17 protein-coding genes are annotated in these 19,296 nt (G+C 36.2%); 9 read left to right on the top strand and 8 right to left on the bottom strand.

Going from position 1 to position 19,296, the window contains the following annotated elements; all coding sequences use genetic code 11:
- Nucleotides 1-13: 13 nt before the first annotated feature.
- Complete coding sequence (locus tag PFY09_RS08655) at nucleotides 14-436, top strand: VanZ family protein (RefSeq protein WP_076390926.1); 423 nt, start codon at nucleotides 14-16, stop codon at nucleotides 434-436.
- Between the two features lie 131 nt (nucleotides 437-567).
- Here PFY09_RS08655 and proC read toward each other — a convergent pair whose 3' ends face one another.
- From proC to PFY09_RS08635, 4 genes are all read right to left on the bottom strand, one after another.
- Nucleotides 568-1,371, bottom strand: coding sequence for a pyrroline-5-carboxylate reductase (gene proC, locus PFY09_RS08650; protein WP_271162141.1), 804 nt, complete (start codon nucleotides 1,369-1,371; stop codon nucleotides 568-570).
- Nucleotides 1,372-1,515: 144 nt separating this feature from the next.
- Entirely contained in the window at nucleotides 1,516-2,529 is a 1,014-nt protein-coding gene (murB, locus tag PFY09_RS08645; RefSeq protein ID WP_271162140.1) for a UDP-N-acetylmuramate dehydrogenase, read from the bottom strand.
- 4 nt (nucleotides 2,530-2,533) lie between these two features.
- Nucleotides 2,534-3,013 carry a hypothetical protein gene (locus PFY09_RS08640; RefSeq protein ID WP_271162139.1) on the bottom strand — a complete coding sequence of 160 codons (480 nt, stop codon included), beginning with the start codon at nucleotides 3,011-3,013 and terminating at the stop codon, nucleotides 2,534-2,536.
- 16 nt (nucleotides 3,014-3,029) lie between these two features.
- Nucleotides 3,030-4,235, bottom strand: coding sequence for a pyridoxal phosphate-dependent aminotransferase (locus tag PFY09_RS08635; RefSeq protein ID WP_076390929.1), 1,206 nt, complete (start codon nucleotides 4,233-4,235; stop codon nucleotides 3,030-3,032).
- Between the two features lie 199 nt (nucleotides 4,236-4,434).
- Between PFY09_RS08635 and PFY09_RS08630 the strand changes: the two genes are divergently transcribed.
- From PFY09_RS08630 to PFY09_RS08610, 5 genes are all read left to right on the top strand, one after another.
- Nucleotides 4,435-5,619 carry a hypothetical protein gene (locus PFY09_RS08630; RefSeq protein WP_271162138.1) on the top strand — a complete coding sequence of 395 codons (1,185 nt, stop codon included), beginning with the start codon at nucleotides 4,435-4,437 and terminating at the stop codon, nucleotides 5,617-5,619.
- Between the two features lie 10 nt (nucleotides 5,620-5,629).
- Complete coding sequence (locus tag PFY09_RS08625) at nucleotides 5,630-7,054, top strand: hypothetical protein (protein WP_108411517.1); 1,425 nt, start codon at nucleotides 5,630-5,632, stop codon at nucleotides 7,052-7,054.
- A gap of 1,873 nt (nucleotides 7,055-8,927) precedes the next feature.
- Complete coding sequence (locus PFY09_RS08620; RefSeq protein WP_185208445.1) at nucleotides 8,928-9,386, top strand: DUF1801 domain-containing protein; 459 nt, start codon at nucleotides 8,928-8,930, stop codon at nucleotides 9,384-9,386.
- Nucleotides 9,361-10,020 carry a YiiX/YebB-like N1pC/P60 family cysteine hydrolase gene (locus PFY09_RS08615; protein WP_271162137.1) on the top strand — a complete coding sequence of 220 codons (660 nt, stop codon included), beginning with the start codon at nucleotides 9,361-9,363 and terminating at the stop codon, nucleotides 10,018-10,020. The genes PFY09_RS08620 and PFY09_RS08615 overlap by 26 nt, the downstream gene beginning before the upstream one ends.
- Nucleotides 10,021-10,631: 611 nt before the next feature.
- Nucleotides 10,632-10,943 (top strand): NIL domain-containing protein, encoded by a 312-nt coding sequence (locus PFY09_RS08610; RefSeq protein WP_076390935.1) that lies wholly within the window; start codon nucleotides 10,632-10,634, stop codon nucleotides 10,941-10,943.
- 365 nt (nucleotides 10,944-11,308) lie between these two features.
- Here the strand turns inward: PFY09_RS08610 and murA are convergent, their stop codons facing one another.
- On the bottom strand, nucleotides 11,309-12,616 hold the full coding sequence (murA, locus tag PFY09_RS08605; protein WP_076390936.1) for a UDP-N-acetylglucosamine 1-carboxyvinyltransferase: 1,308 nt from the start codon (nucleotides 12,614-12,616) through the stop codon (nucleotides 11,309-11,311).
- Between the two features lie 2 nt (nucleotides 12,617-12,618).
- A complete protein-coding gene (locus PFY09_RS08600; protein ID WP_076390937.1) occupies nucleotides 12,619-13,287 on the bottom strand; it encodes a DUF4290 domain-containing protein in 669 nt (222 codons plus the stop codon).
- A 191-nt stretch (nucleotides 13,288-13,478) separates the two neighbouring features.
- Here PFY09_RS08600 and PFY09_RS08595 point away from each other — a divergent pair, with 191 nt between their 5' ends.
- Nucleotides 13,479-14,915 (top strand): alpha-amylase, encoded by a 1,437-nt coding sequence (locus PFY09_RS08595; protein ID WP_271162136.1) that lies wholly within the window; start codon nucleotides 13,479-13,481, stop codon nucleotides 14,913-14,915.
- A gap of 82 nt (nucleotides 14,916-14,997) precedes the next feature.
- On the opposite strand, the gene PFY09_RS08590 is transcribed toward PFY09_RS08595, so the two are convergent.
- Both PFY09_RS08590 and PFY09_RS08585 read right to left on the bottom strand, forming a co-directional pair.
- Nucleotides 14,998-15,411 carry a thiol-disulfide oxidoreductase DCC family protein gene (locus PFY09_RS08590; RefSeq protein ID WP_271162135.1) on the bottom strand — a complete coding sequence of 138 codons (414 nt, stop codon included), beginning with the start codon at nucleotides 15,409-15,411 and terminating at the stop codon, nucleotides 14,998-15,000.
- A gap of 11 nt (nucleotides 15,412-15,422) precedes the next feature.
- The gene (locus PFY09_RS08585; RefSeq protein WP_087712380.1) at nucleotides 15,423-15,884 is read right to left on the bottom strand and encodes a heme-binding domain-containing protein; all 462 of its coding nucleotides are present in this window, start codon (nucleotides 15,882-15,884) and stop codon (nucleotides 15,423-15,425) included.
- A gap of 333 nt (nucleotides 15,885-16,217) precedes the next feature.
- On the opposite strand from PFY09_RS08585, the gene katG reads away from it, so the two are divergent.
- The gene (katG, locus tag PFY09_RS08580) at nucleotides 16,218-18,497 is read left to right on the top strand and encodes a catalase/peroxidase HPI (protein WP_271162134.1); all 2,280 of its coding nucleotides are present in this window, start codon (nucleotides 16,218-16,220) and stop codon (nucleotides 18,495-18,497) included.
- Between the two features lie 134 nt (nucleotides 18,498-18,631).
- Nucleotides 18,632-19,234, top strand: a complete 603-nt coding sequence (locus PFY09_RS08575; RefSeq protein WP_271162133.1) for a hypothetical protein — start codon at nucleotides 18,632-18,634, stop codon at nucleotides 19,232-19,234.
- Nucleotides 19,235-19,296 lie beyond the last annotated feature (62 nt).

Genomic DNA, 19,296 nt, shown 5'->3' with positions numbered 1-19,296 from the left:
AAATTTGCAAACGATGTTAAAGAAATCTTATAAAATCATTATCGTTCCTTATACGCTGTTTTTGCTGTACCTCATGTTTTTCGGGATGGGCAGAACGCAGATGGAAGATAATCTGTTAACCATAGAGCCGATATTTTCTACCATCAATTTCATTAAAGGATGTATTTCATGGAAAGAAATAGTGACTATTGTTGCAGGAAATGTGGTGATGTTTATTCCCTTCGGATTTCTCGGCTGGATTTTTCCCAGACTTCAGGATTTACAGAATCTCCTTTTTACGTTTATTTCGGCAATTACCATTGTGGAAGCGATTCAGTACTTTTCCAGAATGGGGATTTTTGAGGTGGATGATATTATACTGAATACTTTTGGTGTATTTCTAGGCTTTTTAATGAAGAATTTTATCGAAAAACGATTTCCAAACTGGATGATTTGAAATATTTAAGAATACATCACTGGAAATAGTTTTAGCCCAATTTAATAATAAGAAAGAAAATCGGCTTTAGCCAAAACGTAGCATAAATTCTGACTAAAGTCGATTTTTATTTATCCTCTGAAAAAGTCTGATTATCCATTCAGTTCTTTCGCGCGTTTTTCTGCACTTAGAATACCGCTTTTTAGAATTTCTTTTAAATTATTTTCATTGAATGATTTCAGGGCAGCTTCGGTTGTTCCGCCTTTGGAAGCCACATCTTTTATGAGCTCTTCCAGACTTTTATCCGAATTGTTGATTAAATGATACGCTCCCAACATCGTCTGTTTCACAAAAAGCTGGGAAAGATTTTCCTCGATTCCCATTTCTACCCCTGCTTTTATCATCGCATCAATAATGTAGTAAAAATAAGCAGGTCCGCTTCCCGAAAGCGCCGTAACACTGTCCAACAGTTCTTCATTTTCCAAATAAACAGATCTTCCGGTAGAATTTAATAACCGTTCGATATTAATTAACTGGCTGAAAGAAATTCCTTCCGCAGAAGTGTAGCCTGTAATTCCCATTCCGAGAAGAGTAGGAGAGTTGGGCATGGCTCTTACAACCAAAGGATGATTTAATAATTTCTGAATTTTCTCGATTTTAATTCCTGCCATAATCGATAAAACCATCTGGTTTTCTTTTAACTGAAACCGGAAATTTTCCGCTACATGCTGAAAATCCTGAGGTTTTACGGCGATGATAATTAAATCTGCGTCTAAATCTTTCACTTCATCGAAAGTAGAGATCTTAGACTTTGGAAATTCTTCCGAGATTTTAGAAAATTTAGACTGGTTTCTTGTAATTAAATGAAGGTTTTCAGGCTTTATCAGTTCGTATTTCAAAAAAGATTTTGAAAAGGATAAGCCCATATTTCCGGCTCCGAGAATTGCTATTTTCATATTTGTGTGTTTTTATTATTCTGATAATTAGTTCTAAAGTTAGTAAAATTGTTTAAAATCACGAAAATCACAAAAGGTTGGATTTTAAATAGTTTTTGTGATTAATTTCTTATGGCAAATTAAAAGGTCATTTTAGAAATATTTTTAAATAATATTCACCTCCCTTTCCAGTTCAATCCCGAATTTTTCTTTCACGGAATTAATAATTTCTGTTGAAAAATCAAAAATTTCCTTTCCGGTTGCGTTTCCGGTTGCGTTAACGATGACCAGAGCCTGTAATTTGTGAGAGGCAACATTTCCTATTTGTTTTCCTTTCCAGCCGGATTGTTCGATCAGCCATCCTGCAGGAACTTTTACAGAATTTCCGTTCGGATATCCCGGAATATTTTCAAATTTCTGCTGTAATGCTTCAAACTGAGCCAAAGGAATCGTGGGGTTTTTAAAGAAACTTCCCGCATTTCCTGTTTCTTTCGGATCAGGCAATTTGCTTTGCCGGATATTGATAACCGCTCTGGAAACATCCTGAATCGTAGGATTTTCAATACCTGAACTTTCAAGTTCGGATTGTATTGCTCCATATTCAGTTTTGATTTTATGATTTCGGAAGGTAAGTCTGAACGAAACTTCTAAAATCACATATTTATCTTTTCCTTCCTGCTTAAAAATTGAGTCTCTGTACCCGAATCTGCATTTTTCAAGATCAAAAGTTTCAATTTCCAGTGTTTCAAGATTTAAAACCTTACAGTCATAAAAAACATCTTTAATTTCAGTTCCGTAAGCTCCGATATTCTGCATCGGCGAAGTTCCTACGTTCCCCGGAATTAAAGAAAGATTTTCCAGTCCGCCAAAATTCTTATCCAGACAGAACATCACGAATTCGTGCCAGTTTTCGCCTGCTTTTGCGGTAACCAAAACTTCGTTCTCATTTACAGGCAGCACGGAAATTCCTTTTAGGTTTAATTTAATCACCAATCCGTCAAAATCTTTTGTAAATAAAACATTGCTTCCGCCTCCTAAAAATAAAGTAGTAAGCGAATGAGAATTGGAGAAACTAATGGCTTCTTTCAGTTCTTCAACGGTATGTATTTCGGTGAAATATCTTGCTTTTACATCTACCCCGAAAGTATTGTATGGCTTTAGTGAATAATTTTCGTGCATTATTTTAGTTATATTCTGTTGGAAGGAGGGCGTTAATCTGGTCTTTTAATTTCTGAAGCTGTTGATAATAAATGGTATCTGAATACGAATTTACATAAACGTGGTATTTCTTCGGTGTTCTGATCTGGAAAGTTTCATCAAAACCGTCAACCGGCTGTTTGCTGGGAGAGCTTTCGATTTTGTCTAATGTTTTTACATTAAGAGACGCCGTTACTCTTTTCCAGATTTGCGGGGTTATTGCAGATTTCCATTCTTTGTGGATTTTCTTTGCTGAAACTCCCTGTTCTGCAAAAACAGAATCCTTGTTAATTTTTACGATTTTGTAATTTCCGAGATCTCCACCGATATCCGAATAGCTTATTGAAATAATTTCGTTGGCGTTTCCTGAATAATTTTCTTCCTTTTTGCGGTTACATGAAAAAAATATCAGCAATAAAATAAATAGTGAGAACAATTTCAAACTATGATATTTTATTGCTGACATATTATGTTAGTTTAAATTAAAGACTGAATTCTGATTTGTACTTTTCAAGAGCATCTTTAAGGATTGCTGCGCTTCTTCTTAAATCTTCCTCTTTCAGAACGTAAGCAATTCTTACCTGCTTTTTCCCCAGTTCCGGATTGCTGTAGAATCCTCCTGCAGGAGCCACCATAATGGTTTCGTTATTGTGGGAATAGCTTTCCAGAAGCCATTGCGCAAACTTTTCAGTATCGTCTACCGGAAGTTCCGCAACGCAGTAGAATGCGCCTTTCGGTTTTGGGCAGATTACTCCCGGAATGGCATTCAGTAAATCTACCAGAACATTTCTTCTGTGGGTGTATTCTTCTCTTACCGCTCTGATGTAAGCTCCGTCATTTTGGTGAGCCGCCGTTGCCGCGATCTGTCCCAGTAAAACAGGACTTAATCTTGCCTGTGCGAAAAGCATAGCCGCATCGTGGATTTTTTTAGAACGGGTAATCATACATCCGATTCTTACGCCACACATTGAATAACGTTTGGATTCTGAATCGATAATGATGCAGTTTTCTGCCAGTTCAGGAAAAGCCAGCATAGAAACCTGCTGTTTTCCGTCGTAAACATATTCTCTGTATACTTCGTCTGAAATAACAACGATGTCATATTTTAAAGCAATCTCTGCTAATTTCTGAAGTTCTTCACGGGTGTAAAGATAACCGGTAGGATTTCCGGGGTTGCAGATGACAATAGCTCTTGTTTTTTCAGTGATTTTTTTCTCAAATTCTTCAACCGGAGGAAGCGCAAAACCAGTATCAATGGTAGAAGGAATTGCTACTACATTTACATTGAAAGTACTTGTAAATCCGTTATAATTGGCATAATAAGGTTCAGGAATTATAACTTCATCACCATCATCACACAAAGTAGAGATGGCGAAATTTAAAGCTTCTGATCCTCCGTTGGTTACAATGAAATTATCTGGTGTAAGATCTGTGAAATCCAATGAATGATAATATTCTGTAAGTGCTTTTCTGTAGTCGATATTTCCTTCAGAAAGAGCATATTCCAATACTTTTAAATCAATATTTTTTAAAGCATTAAGTGCCGTTTCCGGAGTTTCAATATCCGGTTGCCCGATATTAAGATGATAAACTTTTGTCCCTTTCTGCTTCGCTTTTAGGGCGAAAGGAACCAATTTTCTTACCGGCGATGGCGGCATGTGGAGTGCTCTGTTTGAAATATTCGGCATTGTTCAAAAAATTTGTATGGCAAAAATAAGATATAATTTCTCAATAATAAAATAAAGCTTGTAAAGAAAGAATTTTAACAGATTGAGTTGAATGTTTTGCTTTAAGAACCCCTTTAAAGTGAATATTTCCTTAGTAATAGATACAGAAAGTGTTTTATTAATAATTTATTTTACTTTTGCGCGGAACTTAAATAGATATATGAAGAAATTAAATTTACTTTTTCCTGTTGTTTTGTTTTCGGTTCAGTCTGTTTTCGGGCAGAGAATTGATAAAGAAACCATCAGTTTTCAGTTGCTGAAAGAGCCTGTTTTTACAACAGATCTTGCCAACAGAAATTACACCATCACGGTAAAATCCCCTTATAATATTACAAAAGATGATGTTTTAAGGATGTCTAAAGAAGAGTATCAGAATCAGGTAAATAATTATCAGACCAATGTAGAAACAGCGAAGATCGAACATCAGGAAAGGCTGAAAGATTATGAAGCGGAAGTAAAAAAGCTTCAGGAAAAATTCAAGCTTGAATCTGCTGAGTACAATAAATTATCTGCTGTCGAAAAAATTGCCGCTGTAAACGGAGCGCCAATTTTAAGACTGCCTTCAAGACCTGTCCTCAATATTCCGCCGATGCTTATTTACAGACAGCCCGATCTTAAAGAGGCTCTCATTGTAGACAATAAAATTCTCGCTTCTCAGATGGATGTTGCCGGATTTTCAAAAGGAGGGAATCATCTTGATGTGCTTGTTGAAATGGAAAGAACGAATTTTCAGGACAATCAGGGGAAAACATTTGCCAATCAGCTTATGAGAATTGTCGGAAAACAGAACGGAGAGGTGAAATTAGACAAAACCTATTTTTCAGACTTTGCCGAAATTGCAAGTGTACCTACAAATGAAATCAACCTCAATGTCCACGAAAAAAGATATCTGCAGAGAACAATGGATCGTACAAGAAATATCATCAACGATCAGTTCGGATATCAGACCATCAATTCATCGGTTACTTTAGAAACGGTAAAAAATAAAGGGGATTACGACGATCTGGAAAAAGCATATATCTATGTAACGACGAATCTTAAAAAACTTCAGGCAAAATCCGATTACGCGCCCAATAAAGTTGCCATGGAAAATATGCAGAAGGGAGTCGAGATGTGGAAAGCTGCGCTTGGAAAAGTTAATTACAACGATAAAAAAGCACTGTACAACCAAAAAATAGGAGAGTATCTGTATTTCAATTTAATAAGGCTGAATCTTGCTTTGGGAAATTACACAGAAGCGGAAAAATATTTAAACGAACTTCAGGAACATTTGGTAGACATCAAACTGTCTTACGATGCGAATCTCGAATTAAAAAGATTAGAAGAAAAAATTTATAATAACTAAAGAAAATAATATGATTAAACAGATTATTGCCTCTGTAATGATTACCGCTTCTGTATGCGCATTTGCTCAGGTAAAAGTGGTGGAGGGAACAAAATTTACAACCGATGCCAATCTTGAAACCGACGAAAAACTGGTTTTGGCAGACGATTACAATTCTTATATGTTCAGCGCGATTAATATCGACGGATTGATGAGAAACGTATTTCCGCACAAAAAACTGCTGATGAGAAAACTCGATCAGAACGGAAGTCTTGTAGATACTTACATTCAGGATTACGCGAATAAAACCAACGGTGTTCTTCACAATTATCTGGGTTCTCAGCAGATAGATGAAGACCGTTTTGTGGCATTTACGGAAGAATATTTCGGAAAAGAAAACAGAAAAGAGGTTTTTCAGCACGTCTTCAGCAAAAAATCGGGAACATTTACCACAAAAAGTATCGCAAAATATACGATTGAATCTACCAACAAATCGGGAACGACCTACGTAGTTTTTTCTGAGAACGGAAAATATGCAGCCGTTTTCAACGACCGATATGCCACGAAAAAAACGGATAACATCAATGATGCTCTGGTTCTCGATTTAAGAACATTAACGCCGCTTTGGAACAAAGAAATTTCTTTAAGCAGCGATTATGTGGAAAAATCATTAACCTTAACCAACTCCGGAAAAATTGTGTTGCTTCGTAAAGCTGCAGGCTGGAAAGAATCTTATAAAATAGAGATGGTTTCCAACACGGAAGATAAAGATCTGCCTTTTGATGATAAATACATTCCTGAAAAATTATACGCGATCAGCAAAAACGACAGCGATTATCTGGTAACTTTCGGAAGAAAAAATCAGGCAGTTACGATGGGCGGAAGTACATTCGGAACAGTGATGTTCTACGACATCAAATCCGGAAAAGCCGTAATCAGCAATACCAATCTTGCGGGAGCGAAAGATATGAACGATGTGAAAGTAATTAAAACCATTGTGAAAGGCGATGAAGTTTTAATGGCGGTTCAGCAGGAAAAGATCTCAAGACCGATGCCGACTGCGATGAACCGTTTTCCCGATCCTGTGTATACGCTTGATGTGGGTGTTTTAATGAAATTCAATAAAGAAGGAGAAGTAAAGCAGTTTGTACCGCTTGGAAGCAATCCTTCGGGAAGAAGAGTTCAGGTGATTGAATCCGGAGACAATCTGTATGTTTCTGCATTCTATCCGAAAGGAGCATTCGGAAATACAGGTTTCTCCATGAAATCTTTCGATTTTGGCACTCTGGCTCCGAAAGAACTTACACTCGATTATAAAGGAAGAAACTTCTTCCAGAATTATGGTTTTACAGACGGAAACTTAGTACAGTTTGTTCCTGCAAACAATAAATTGTTGTTTCTGGACAAAAACGGGAAAGACGTTCAGATGTTCAGCGTTTACAATTTTGTAAAATAATTTAATCAAAATAATATTGAAAGAATCAGCCTTAAATTTTTAGGGCTGATTTTTTTTGATTTAAAATAGTTTCAAATTTGATCAATAGAGATCATTGCAAAACATAAAGTTGAATATTCTTAAAACCGTTATTCTTTGTTAAGAATAACGGCTTTGTAACCCTAAAAAGGTTTAATAAAACTTGTTTACACTAATTTTAGAATTAACCGCAAAAGATGCAAAAGATAATGATAAAGCGAATTTCCAGAATAATCAAAGCACTCAAAAGAATAAAAATCAAAGATTTTTAAAAACTATTGTGATCTTCTTATTTATAATCACCAGCTTTAAATAAACATTTAGTTCATCTTTTGAACCTTTTGCGGTTAAATAAAAAGTGTAAACAGATTTCATAATTAAAAAATCCTTCGTGCGCTTTATATTCAATTAAGCAACATGATTAAAACCTTCGAGTCAAAAGTTAAAAAAAATTCCCTTATTCATTGTTAAGTGTAACGGCTTTGTGAACCTAAAAACATTTCATAATTAAAAAACCTTCGTGAGCTTTGTGTTCAATTAAGCATCAAGATTAAAATCTTCGAGTCAAAAGTTAAAACAAACTTTCCTCTTATTCTTTGTTAAGTGTAACGGCTTTGTGAACCTAAAAACATTTCATAATTAAAAAACCTTCGTGAACTTTGTATTCAATTAAGCATCACGATTAAAACTGCGAATCAAAAAAATTAAAACAAACGTTCCCTTATTCTTTGTTAAATGTAACGGCTTTGTGACCCTAAAAACATTTCATGAGCTTTGTGTTCAATTAAGCAACAAGATTAAAATCTTCGAGTCAAAAGTTAAAACAAACTTTTCCTTATTCTTTGTTAAGTGTAACGGCTTTGTGAACCTAAAAACATTTCATAATTAAAAAACCTTCGTGAACTTTGTGTTCAATTAAGCATCATTGAAAAACTGAAAAATAAGTAAATTCAATCCGTTTCCGAAGATGATTATATTTTCCAGATTCTCGTGGAAAAGTAAAAAGAGTAAAATTCTAAAACCCTGCAATCGCCTTTCCAGAGCCACCGCCGAAAGGAGGAAGTCTTCGGGAACTGCCGAAACCATCTCGCCAGGAGGAGCAAATTTTCGGAACTCTCCGAGGGTATTCCGCCCAAGGTTACATACTATCGGGAACTCCCGAAATCATCTCGCCAAAAGGAATATGATTTCGGAAACCTCCGAAGCTAAAATGCCAGAGTGAGCATATTTTAGGAACTTCTTTAAATTAATTTCGGAATTAACCGCAAAAGATAATGATAAAGCGAATTTCCGGAATAATCAAAGTGCTCAAAAGAATAAAAATCAAAGATTTTTAAAAACTATTGTGATCTTTTTCATTTATAATGATCAACTTTAAATAAACATTTAGTTCATCTTTTGTGACTCTTGTGGTTAAATAAAAAGTGTAAACAGATTTCATAACTAAAAATCCTTCGTGCGCTTTATATTCAATTAAGCATCAAGATTAAAATCTTCGAGTCAAAAGTTAAAACAAACTTTCCCTTATTCTTTGTTAAGTGTAACGGCTTTGTGAACCTAAAAACGTTCCATAATTAAAAAATCCTTTGTGAGCTTTGTGTTCAATTAAGCATCAAGATTAAAACCTTCGAATCAAAAAAAGTTAAAACAAACTTTCCTCTTATTCTTTGTTAAGTGTAACGGCTTTGTGAACCTAAAAACGTTTCACAATTAAAAAATCCTTCGTGAGCTTTGTGTTCAATTAAGCATCATGATTAAAACCTTCGAATCAAAAAAAGTTAAAACAAACTTATTCATTTAAAATCCTGTTCCGCTAAATTTTTGTTAATTTGGAGAATTATTAAAACTGAAAAATATGCAGATTCCATCCGTTTCCGTTGATGATTATATTTCCCAGATTCCCGAAGAAAGACAGGAAATATTCAGAAAAATGTATCAGACAATTAATGATAATTTACCCGAAGGTTTTACGCAGGGTTCAAGCTACGGAATGATCGGTTGGGCAGTTCCTCTGGAAACGTATCCCGACGGTTATCACTGTACACCGGGATCGCCTTTGCCTTTCATCAGCATTGCTTCCCAGAAAAATTTCGTCGCATTGTATCACATGGGAATGTATGCAAAGCCCGAACTGCTGAACTGGTTTGTAGAAGAATTTCCGAAACATTCCAAAAAAAAGCTGGATATGGGGAAATCCTGTGTGCGCTTCAAAAAAATGGAAGATATTCCGATGGAATTGTTGGCAGAAATGAGTCGGAAAATGACTGTTGAAGAATGGATTGATATTTATGAAACCAATTTTAAAAAGAAATAATTTTTTACTGAAATTTTTTGCGGCTTTTTTCCTTTTTGTCCTGATTATTGCCTGTAAAAACTCACAGATTTCGGGTTTGAAGAATGGAGATTTGCTTTTTGTGACCGCAAAACAAACGGGACTTTCCGGGGCAATCAATAATGTTACCCAAAAGCAGGAAAATGCTTCTTTCGACCACATCGGTATTGTGGAAAAAGGCAAAGACGGAATTTTCGTACTTCACGCCGCTCCAAAAGGCGGTTCGAAGAAGCAGGAAATGAAGGGTTTTCTGAAAGACCAATCGGAAGAAGGACAGCGGGTTATAGTATACCGTTTGAAATCCGAATACCAAAAATCGATTCCTTCCGCGCTTGAAAAGGCAAATTCCATGTTAGGGAAACCATATAACTTCAATTATATTCTGGATGGAAACTCGTATTACTGTTCAGATTTTATAGAAAGAGCTTTTCGGGAAGATCATATTTTTAAGCTGGAACCAATGACCTTCATCGATCCGAAAACAGGAAAAACAAATGCTTTTTGGGAAGAATTTTATCAAAAGAAAAACTTGAAAGTTCCCGAAGGTGAATTAGGCTGCAATCCGAATGGTCTGGCTGCTTCTCAAAAACTGGAAAGAGTGATGGAACTTAAATAAAACATAAATTATATTAAAGTTGATATAAGGATATAAGAAGCAAAACCTTATATGAAAACTTTTGTGTTAGTTAGACAAGCGAATTAGCATTGTCTGGCTTAATAGTATTTCAAATTACTATTTTCTTTGTTTTCTGCTATAGATCTATTTTGAAAATGAAGCATTTGAATCCATTTAAATCCAAATTTTGTTTAAACTTTTTTGTAAATAAAAATATTCTTATCAGAAAACGCAAATGCGCGAGATTTTTATTAGTCTCAAATCTTTAAGGCGCATGAAAATCAAAGATTTTCAATAAGGATTGATGCTTCATTTTATCGCAGATAAAATCTTTGCACCTTAAGACGATGTAGTATTTAATGATATTTTGCGCCTTTGCGATGTTTAAAATTAAAAGAACTTTAGCCAGTTTTGTTATTGGAAAAATCAAATGGTTTTAACCGAAAAATAAACATCACAGAAAAAATTTGCTTAAAATTAAAAAAATATTACCCTACTAATTTGGTAGACTAATATTTTTTTATATTTTTGTCAGACAATTAGCACAGAGCAACAGAATATTAAATCTGAAAAAAGTTTTCTCTGAAAGTTTAACCCTAAAATGTTGAGTTATGGTAACACCAAATCCGGGACTACAGGTTTTACAAAATCAATTAAACCTGCCCAAAAAAGAATGGATACTGGAAATAGAGCTGAATGGTAAAATGAAATTTGAACATTTGATGAATACCATTTACCATCAGTTCGGGATTTGTCATAAAGTGTTATCGGCTAATGTAGAATATGTAGACGGAAGAAGTTTCGGCGCAGTTCAGCTTTATATTAATGTAAGCTCAGAAGATTTTAAGCAATTAGAATTTTATCTGGAAAAAAATAAGCTTTTGAGTACCACGGTAGAATATACCTGTAGAAAATATACTTAAGAGATTCATATAGTTTTAATTACAACAAACGACCGTTACTTTTTTGTGACGTTTTTATTTTTTATTGAAAATTAAGAACCTTTTTAAATTTTTATAATTATTTTTTTGGCGCAGGGTTTAATTCATTTTTTTACATCTTATTTTCAGAAAGCAAAGGCAAATAAAATTTGCTTCATGAAACCTGAAAACGCTGTTTGACCAAATCAACTTTTTGATTACTCTTTGCTTACTTTATAACAAGTAATGTAAATATAATCTTCGTTAAAAAAGGAATGATGATTTTTGAATATTTAATCAAATTTAAACAGTTTCTAAAGCTAAAAAAAGACCACTCAAAAAGTGGTCTCTGTATTTTAAAATAAAAATTAAATTCTTTCAATATCCGCTCCGATTGCTTTCAGTCTTCCGTCGATATTTTCATAACCTCTGTCGATCTGTTCGATATTGTGGATAATAGATTTTCCTTCTGCGGAAAGCGCAGCAATTAACAGTGCATTTCCTGCTCTGATGTCAGGAGAAACCATCGTCGTTCCTCTCAGCGGAGTTTCCTGATTTAGCCCGATTACCGTTGCTCTGTGCGGGTCGCAAAGAATGATCTGCGCTCCCATATCGATCAGTTTATCCACGAAGAACAATCTGGATTCAAACATTTTCTGATGAACCAGCAGACTTCCTTTTGCCTGAGTTGCCACCACCAGAATAATCGATAACAAATCCGGAGTAAATCCTGGCCAAGGCGCATCGGAAATCGTTAAAATAGATCCGTCGATAAATTTTTGAATTTTATAATTTTCCTGAGCTGGAATAAAAATATCGTCATTGCTCTGCTCAAGCTGAATGCCCAGTTTTCTGAACGTATTCGGAATAACACCAAGCTGATTCCAGTTTACGTTTTTAATGGTAATTTCAGATTTTGTCATTGCAGCAAGACCAATCCATGAACCGATTTCCACCATATCCGGAAGCATCGTATGCTCCGTTCCGTGTAGATGCGAAACCCCTTCAATCGTTAACAGGTTGGAACCGATTCCTGAAATATTGGCTCCCATTCTGTTCAGCATTTTGCAAAGCTGCTGAAGATATGGTTCGCACGCCGCGTTATAAATTCTTGTTTTTCCTTTTGCCAAAGCTGCAGCCATGACGATGTTGGCTGTTCCTGTTACAGAAGCCTCTTCAAGCAGGATAAACTTACCGTTGAGTTCTTTCGCTTTTAATGAATAAAAGAATTCTTCCTCATCATAATGAAATTCGGCACCCAGTTCTACAAGTCCCTGAAAGTGAGTGTCTAATCTTCTTCTTCCTATTTTATCGCCTCCCGGAGTCGGCATATACGCTTCACCGTATCTCGCCAACATTGGTCCCATCAACATGATCGAACCTCTCAGTTTTGCGCCGTCTTTTTTAAATTCGTTTGATTTTATATAATCAAAATTTACTTTATCAGCTTTGAAAGTATAATCGCCGTGTCCGTTTTTGGTAACCTGTACACCAAAGTCGCCCAGAATCTCAATTAATCGATTAACGTCGTGGATATCGGGAATATTTTTAATTCTGACTTCCTCATCTGTCAACAAAACAGCACAAAGAATCTGAAGAGCTTCGTTCTTAGCTCCCTGTGGAGTAATTTCACCTTGCAGTCTTTTTCCTCCTCTTATTTGAAATGTTCCACTCATGTCTACTTTCTTTTATTATGATTGTTGTTGTTATTGTTGTTGTGCCTTCTTTTGTTGTTCTGGTTGTTTCGGTTGTTATTCCTGTTGTTATTGTTATTATTTCGGTTATTATTATTGGTCGTGTAATAGATTTTGCTCTTCTCAAGAGAATCTATTCCGGTAAGATCCAGCCTGTTTTCCGAAAGTTCTTTTAGGTGACGGAAGATTACATCGTCCGTTACGTGTTCTTTATTATAGACATTGTAAGATTTCTTCATATTGTTGGCAATCACCTCGATCAAAGCTTCTTTTTCGTCGCCCTGTTCAAGTTCGATGGCTTTTTCAATTAATTGAAGAATACTTTTCCCGTAAAATTTAAAATCACCCTGAAGTTTTGGATATTCCATTCTCTTCGGTTTTTCTTCAAGTTCTTCTTTCGTAGGAAAAGGGTAGGGAGAATCTACATCCAATTCATGATTGGCTAAAATATAGAGATGATCCCAAAGTTTATGTTTATAATTTTCTTCGTCTCGCAGCTGCGGGTTTCTCTGACCCATAAAATCAATGATCGCCATTGCCATTTCACTTCTCTCTTCTTTTGTAGGAAGCTCTTTACAACGTTCAACCAACTGTTGTATAATTCTGCCATATTCCGGCAAATGAAGCTGAGTTTTTTGGGTATTGTATTCCATAGTCTGCAAATATATGGAATAATGGAAAAATTGTACCGAAAATCTTAAAAGTTTATGATTTTTTAATGAATCTTCCGAATAACGATTTGAAGGGATTTGTTGGATAAAATTAAAATTATTTCACTTGGTTTAGAATTTATTTCAATAAAATTGTATTTTAGTTGATACTTTAATAATTTAAAATTTTTAACATGAAAAAAACACACATTTTACTCTCATTGCTGGCTTTAGGTATTCTGAGTTCTTGCCAGAACAATGATGAGATCGTCACTGAAAACTCTAAACAGTTAGAGATTCATGATAAAATTGTAAATGTCACCAATCATGACGGGCGCCCTTTCAGTACGGGAGCAGGAGTTTCTTCCACCTCAAAATTTGTTGCCGGACCGGGTGGAAGTGTCCTTATGCAGGGATTTTACTGGGATGTTCCCGATGGCGGAAACTGGTGGAATACCGTAAAAACCAAAGTAACCGACTGGTCGAATGCAGGAATTGGAGCGATATGGCTTCCTCCGGCTTCAAAAGCCCAGAACGGAGCCTATTCTATGGGGTACGATCCGACGGATTACTACGATTTCGGAAATTTTAACCAGAACGGAAGTGTGGAAACACGTTTCGGATCAAGAGCGGAACTGGAAGCTCTGATTACAAAAGCTCATGACGAAAATATGCAGGTGTACGCCGATATTGTCATCAATCACAGCAGTGGTGGTCAGTCGGAAGCGAATCCTTACACAGGAACCAGTACCTGGACCAATTTTTCTGGGGTAGCATCGGGAAAATTTCCAAGAAATTACAACGATTTTTACAAAAATTCTTACGGCAATAATGATGAAGGTGCTTTTGGTGGTTTTCCGGATCTTTGCCACGCCAATCCTTATGTGCAGAGCTGGCTTTGGGAAAGAGATGATTCTGTTGCTAAGTATTACAAAAACGTCATGAAGTTTGACGGATGGAGATTCGATTATGTAAAAGGTTTCGGACCATGGGTGGTTAATAAATGGAATGCGAACGTAGGTGGATTTTCTGTGGGAGAATTATGGGATTCTAATGTAAATACGCTGGAATGGTGGGCAAATAATGCCAACAGTTCGGTTTTTGATTTTGCAGCCTATTATAAAATGGATGAAGCATTTGATAACAATAATTTGAATGCTTTGAATGATGATATGATGTGGAAAAGAAATCCTTTTAAAGCAGTGACTTTTGTTGCCAATCACGATACAGACATCATTTACAATAAAATGTTGGCATATGCTTATATTTTAACGCACGAAGGATATCCTACGATTTTCTACAGAGATTATGAAGAATGGCTGAACAAAGAAAGATTAAACAATCTGATCTGGATTCACAATAACAAAGCTACCGGAACAACTTCTATTTTATATACGGATAACGACGAATACATCGCAAGAAGAAACGGCTACAACGGAAATCCGGGATTGGTAGTTTACATCAATAACTCTTCAACGTGGCAGGAAAGATGGATTCAGACCAACTGGGCAAGTCAGCAGATTAAAGATTTTACAGGAAGTTCAGGCTGGTATCCTACAACGCAGGGCGACAAATGGGTGAAAATTCAATGCGCTCCGAAGTCTTATTCTGTCTGGTCTTTGAACCAGTAGGATTCGACAATTTAAAATGAAAAAGACTGCTTTTTTAAAAGGCAGTCTTTGTTTATTCTTGAGAAACGTAATTTAAATAAAATCAAACCTCTATAAATTTTTTCCTTTCATCCGGAGTCGGCAGATAACATTTCTGATTTGCCAGTTTCATTCTGTTTTTTGAAATCAGATCATAAATTGTATCACTGAAAAATCGGGGAATTATTTTTCCGATGGCTGAAAGTTTATAAATTCCGCCTAAAATATTGGCAATTTGCAGAACCGCGTTGGATTTTTCAAGATAATAATGATTTGGTTTCCATAAATAAAGAGTGTTGAAGACTTTCGTATTTAGTTTTCTTTCGGATAAAAATGTCTGTCCGAAATCCGATTGCAGCGAAGCAAAAAGAAATCTGTTGTTGTGATCTCTTTTAAGAATCCACTGTACCCAGAAATTGCAGACTCCGCAATCGCCGTCAAAAAATACAATATGTTTCCCCACCCATTTTTCCTCCATGATTTTTGGTTTTAAAGAGCCATTTTCCTTTCGGTTTCCGCTTTTTCTTTTTTGAAGTAATCTACTAATATTTTTCTTTGCGCATCGGTAAGTTTCGCATCCTGATGTCCGATATAATACGATTCCAGAGGCATTTCTTTCTTTTCAACCATCTCTATGCATTCATCAAGCTTATGAACCTGCTGTTTGGGAAGATAAGTCGCAAAAGTAGAGAAATTAAGCTCTTTTCTTCCTTCATCAATATGGTTTTTCAGAATCCATGAAGCAGGAGCAATATTAGAATACCATGGATATCTGGATTCGTTGGAATGGCAGTCGTAGCAGGAATTATTAATCAGTTGTGCCACTTCGGGCTGTGTGTTTTTGATCTTTAAAAAATCCATTCCGGGAGTCGGAGCCGGATTGGTTTTATCAATTGGGAAAAACTGGATGATGATAAAAGCGACAAGAATGACAACCAATATTTTTTTCATTGCTAAAATTTTATGTTTTCTGAATAGATAAAGGTACTTAAATTTCAGGTAAATAAAAAGGATAAAATTCAGGAAACCTTACTACTGTCTTGAATTGTTCTAAATATGATTTTTAACGGCTGAAGATTATTTAAATTAAAGTAAAAAATGCTTAACTTAATTGAATGATTAATTTTTTGGAATTGTAAATAGTTGCAAAACAGTATTTTGATTTAAATTATTGTTTTTAACTATCGTAAAAATATTTTCAATAGATTGTATTTATATAATAACAATGGTAAGTTTGCATTGTTCATTCAGTAAAACGTAAAACAACATAAAAATTTAAACAATATGGAAAATACTTCAGGAGACATCAGCAAATGCCCTTTTCACAACGGAGCGATGAAAAAAGAAAATGTAGCAGGAGGTGGTACTAAAAATATAGATTGGTGGCCGGATCAGTTAAGAGTAGATATTCTTCGTCAGCATTCTGATCTGTCTAATCCGATGGAGAAAGATTTCAATTATGCAGAAGCTTTTAAAAGTCTGGATCTGGAAGAAGTAAAAAAAGATCTTCATGCCCTAATGACGGATTCTCAGGATTGGTGGCCTGCAGATTTCGGACATTACGGACCTTTGTTTATCCGTATGGCTTGGCACAGCGCAGGAACGTATCGTGTAGGTGACGGGCGAGGCGGAGCAGGAGCCGGACAGCAGCGTTTTGCCCCTTTGAACAGTTGGCCGGACAACGTAAGTCTGGATAAAGCGAGAAGACTTCTTTGGCCCATTAAACAAAAATACGGGAAGAAAATTTCCTGGGCAGATTTAATGATCCTTACCGGGAATATTGCCTTAGAATCTATGGGATTCAAAACGTTCGGATTTGCGGGAGGTCGTGAAGATGTTTGGGAACCGGATCAGGATGTGTACTGGGGAACAGAGAAAACATGGTTGGGCGGAGATCTTCGCTATGCACATGGCTCAGACGGAGTGGTAGAAAACAGAGGAGTTCTTCCTACTGATGATAATGCAGACGGAGATATCCATACAAGAAATTTAGAAAAACCTTTGGCTGCGGTACAGATGGGACTTATTTATGTAAATCCTGAAGGTCCGGACGGAAATCCTGATCCTATTGCAGCAGCAAAAGATATTCGCGATACGTTTGGAAGAATGGCAATGAATGATGAAGAAACTGTTGCTTTAATTGCGGGAGGTCACACATTTGGTAAGACGCACGGAGCAGGACCAGCAGATCATGTAGGAGAAGAGCCGGAAGCGGCAGGAATTGAAGCGCAGGGATTCGGGTGGAACAGTACCTATAAATCCGGAAAAGGACCGGATGCTATTTCCAGCGGACTGGAAGTAACCTGGACGGAAACTCCGACGGAATGGAGCAATTATTTCTTTAAAAATCTTTTCGAAAACGAATGGGAACTTACCAAAAGTCCTGCAGGAGCGCATCAGTGGGTTGCCAAGAACGGTGAAGAAATTATTCCGGATGCTTTTGATCCTGATAAAAAACACAGACCGACAATGCTTACAACGGATCTTTCGTTGAGGTTTGATCCTGTTTACGAAAAAATTTCAAGAAGATTTTATGAAAATCCGGATGCTTTTGCAGACGCATTTGCAAGAGCATGGTATAAACTGACACACAGAGATATGGGACCAAAAGCCCGTTATTTAGGATCGGATGTTCCTGCGGAAGAATTAATATGGCAGGATCCGATTCCGGAAGTGGATCACGCGTTAATCAATAATTCAGATGTTGAAGCTTTAAAATCAAAAATTTTAGATTCAGGTTTAAGTGTTTCCGAATTGGTTTCTACAGCCTGGGCATCGGCTTCTACATTCAGAGGAAGTGATAAAAGAGGAGGTGCAAACGGGGCGAGAATTCGTCTGGCTCCACAAAAAGACTGGGAAGTAAATAATCCGGCACAGCTTCAGAAAGTTTTAAGTACTCTTGAAAATATTCAGAAAGAATTTAACGAAAATCAGACAGGTGGTAAAAAAGTTTCTTTAGCAGACCTTATTGTTCTTGCAGGAAGTGCTGCTGTTGAAAAAGCGGCAAAAGACGGAGGTTATCCGGTAATCGTTCCTTTTGCGCCGGGAAGAATGGATGCTTCACAGGAACAGACGGATGTAGAATCTATGGGATATCTTGAGCCTGCAGCAGATGGATTCAGAAATTATTTAAAGAAAAAATTCTCGGTTTCCACAGAATCATTACTGATTGATAAAGCACAATTATTAAATCTTACAGCTCCTGAACTTACCGTACTGATCGGAGGAATGAGATCTCTTAATGCGAATTTCGACGGATCTTCTCACGGTATTTTTACACAGAATCCGGGAGTGCTTTCTAATGATTTCTTTGTTAATTTATTGGATATGAGTACCCAGTGGAAGTCGGCTTCGGAAGATAATGAACTTTACGAAGGAACAGACCGAAAAACAGGAGATAAAAAATGGACAGCCACGAGAGCGGATCTTGTTTTTGGATCGAATTCCGAACTGAGAGCTATTTCAGAAGTATACGCAAGTTCTGATGCTAAAGAAAAATTTGTGAAAGATTTTGTTTCAGCATGGGTAAAAGTGATGAATCTTGATCGGTTTGATTTAAAATGATTTAATTATTTAACATAATATTTAAAAAGACAACCGATATGGTTGTCTTTTTGTGTTTTAAATGTAATTTTATTGGTTTAAAATTAGGATTTGTGTAATAAAAATATATTTTTGTTAAAAAAACAAATTCTAACATGATAAGAAAATTATTTCCTGCCTTACTATTGGTAGGTTCTTTTAGTTACGCTCAAATCGGCATCAACGGTGTAAATCCAAATGCCACATTGGATGTTATTGGCAATCCGGGAGATCCATTCAAATTTGACGGGATTATTGCCCCGAGAATTACAGGAGATCAATTGAGAACAAAAAATTATACTGCATCACAAAACGGAGCAATTGTTTTCGTTACACAGGAAGATACAGCTCCTGCAGGACAGACCATAGATGTTACGGCTTCCGGATATTACTATTTTGACGGAAATTCTGGGAAATGGATCAAGCTGATCTCTGCTGCAGCTTCACAAAAAATCAGGACATTATCAACCGGAACTGTTGCAGACGACGATTATACCGTTTTAATATCGGGAGATGTTACTTTACCATCTGCAACTTCGTCGAACAGAGGAAAGGTCTATCAACTCATCAACGATACTGCAGGAAATGTAACGGTAAATGGTTTATTCAGGATCAACGGAGGCAATTTTTCTAACTATGGATTAAATAACAGCAATCTGGGAAGAGGAATTGTAGTGCAGAGTACGGGATCGGCTTGGGTAATTACTTCAAGATATTAGTATCTTTATTTTGTCTGTGAAAAAAGCCGGTTTAATTTTCCGGCTTTATTTTTATGATTACT

The organism is Chryseobacterium gambrini, assembly GCF_027920505.1.
In the GTDB taxonomy this organism is placed as follows: domain Bacteria; phylum Bacteroidota; class Bacteroidia; order Flavobacteriales; family Weeksellaceae; genus Chryseobacterium; species Chryseobacterium gambrini.
The sequence above is the reverse complement of the archived record's forward strand: the minus strand, read 5'-3'. Positions and strand labels throughout refer to the sequence as shown.

Excerpts from the sequence above, each read along its gene's own strand:
- PFY09_RS08625 (WP_108411517.1), top strand. The coding sequence starts at position 5,630 with ATGATTAAACAGATTATTGCCTCTGTAATGATTACCGCTTCTGTATGC.
- PFY09_RS08640 (WP_271162139.1), bottom strand. The coding sequence starts at position 3,013 with ATGTCAGCAATAAAATATCATAGTTTGAAATTGTTCTCACTATTTATT.
- PFY09_RS08585 (WP_087712380.1), bottom strand. The coding sequence starts at position 15,884 with ATGAAAAAAATATTGGTTGTCATTCTTGTCGCTTTTATCATCATCCAG.
- murB (WP_271162140.1), bottom strand. The coding sequence starts at position 2,529 with ATGCACGAAAATTATTCACTAAAGCCATACAATACTTTCGGGGTAGAT.
- PFY09_RS08635 (WP_076390929.1), bottom strand. The coding sequence starts at position 4,235 with ATGCCGAATATTTCAAACAGAGCACTCCACATGCCGCCATCGCCGGTA.
- katG (WP_271162134.1), top strand. The coding sequence starts at position 16,218 with ATGGAAAATACTTCAGGAGACATCAGCAAATGCCCTTTTCACAACGGA.
- PFY09_RS08610 (WP_076390935.1), top strand. The coding sequence starts at position 10,632 with ATGGTAACACCAAATCCGGGACTACAGGTTTTACAAAATCAATTAAAC.
- proC (WP_271162141.1), bottom strand. The coding sequence starts at position 1,371 with ATGAAAATAGCAATTCTCGGAGCCGGAAATATGGGCTTATCCTTTTCA.
- PFY09_RS08620 (WP_185208445.1), top strand. The coding sequence starts at position 8,928 with ATGCAGATTCCATCCGTTTCCGTTGATGATTATATTTCCCAGATTCCC.
- PFY09_RS08655 (WP_076390926.1), top strand. The coding sequence starts at position 14 with ATGTTAAAGAAATCTTATAAAATCATTATCGTTCCTTATACGCTGTTT.
- PFY09_RS08630 (WP_271162138.1), top strand. The coding sequence starts at position 4,435 with ATGAAGAAATTAAATTTACTTTTTCCTGTTGTTTTGTTTTCGGTTCAG.
- PFY09_RS08590 (WP_271162135.1), bottom strand. The coding sequence starts at position 15,411 with ATGGAGGAAAAATGGGTGGGGAAACATATTGTATTTTTTGACGGCGAT.
- PFY09_RS08595 (WP_271162136.1), top strand. The coding sequence starts at position 13,479 with ATGAAAAAAACACACATTTTACTCTCATTGCTGGCTTTAGGTATTCTG.
- murA (WP_076390936.1), bottom strand. The coding sequence starts at position 12,616 with ATGAGTGGAACATTTCAAATAAGAGGAGGAAAAAGACTGCAAGGTGAA.
- PFY09_RS08600 (WP_076390937.1), bottom strand. The coding sequence starts at position 13,287 with ATGGAATACAATACCCAAAAAACTCAGCTTCATTTGCCGGAATATGGC.
- PFY09_RS08615 (WP_271162137.1), top strand. The coding sequence starts at position 9,361 with ATGAAACCAATTTTAAAAAGAAATAATTTTTTACTGAAATTTTTTGCG.
- PFY09_RS08575 (WP_271162133.1), top strand. The coding sequence starts at position 18,632 with ATGATAAGAAAATTATTTCCTGCCTTACTATTGGTAGGTTCTTTTAGT.